Annotated in this window: 1 protein-coding gene; it reads left to right on the forward strand. The window is 71.8% G+C overall.

Going from position 1 to position 358, the window contains the following annotated elements; translation table 11 throughout:
• On the forward strand, positions 1–358 hold a 358-nt coding region (locus tag BHU15_RS37705), incomplete at both ends, for an SDR family NAD(P)-dependent oxidoreductase (protein WP_255293323.1).

The following is a 358-nucleotide window of genomic DNA, read 5'->3' on the forward strand; positions in this document are numbered from 1 at the left end:
GGTGGGGGACGTGCTCGGTGGGGTGGACATCCTGGTGCACAACGCGGGCGGGGGGCGGGCGCACAGGAGTGCTCTCGCCATTCCCGACGACGAGTGGCTGGACGGGCTGAACCTGAACTACCTGGCGTCGGTGCGGCTGGACTCGCTGCTGGTGCCGGGGATGCTGGAACGGCGTTCGGGGGCGATCGTGCATGTCTCGTCGGCCGCGGTCCTCACCCCCGTAGGCCCGTTCCTGCACTACGCGACCGCGAAGGCGGCGCTGGAGACGTACAGCCGGGGAATGTCCCTGGAGCTGGCCCCGGCCGGGATCCGGGTCAACACCGTGAGCCCCGGCAGGGTCGCCTCGCCCGGTGGCGTG

Origin of the sequence: Streptomyces niveus (assembly GCF_001723055.1) — a bacterium.
Taxonomy (GTDB): Bacteria; Actinomycetota; Actinomycetes; order Streptomycetales; family Streptomycetaceae; genus Streptomyces; species Streptomyces niveus.